Here is a 299-nt window from a genome sequence, read left to right on the forward strand (position 1 = left end):
TTCCAGTATTCACTCCTTTGGCGGTATCACTTGGGGCAGGTAGTATGCTTGTGGCCATTATGCTTAGCGTTACATCATTTGTTAACTTAGGTGGAAATCTTATTGCAGGTTCTGCTATAGATCGAATGGGGATGAGAGGGTTTGTTGTTTTCCCATTACTATTTTTATCTATCTCATTATTTGCCCATACTTTTATAATGGACACTACGCATTTGTTCGTATTAAGAGTGCTTAATGGATTTATATTAGCTTTTCTAACACCTGCGTGTATGACGATGTTGGCATCATTTGCGAAAAAT

1 protein-coding gene is annotated in these 299 nt (G+C 37.8%); it reads left to right on the forward strand.

Annotated elements, in window-relative coordinates; translation table 11 throughout:
* Positions 1-299: MFS transporter (locus tag AOA61_RS31915; RefSeq protein WP_218197373.1), on the forward strand; the 299-nt coding region annotated here is incomplete at both ends.

Source organism: Pseudomonas sp. 2995-1 (assembly GCF_002742505.1).
In the GTDB taxonomy this organism is placed as follows: domain Bacteria; phylum Pseudomonadota; class Gammaproteobacteria; order Pseudomonadales; family Pseudomonadaceae; genus Aquipseudomonas; species Aquipseudomonas sivasensis.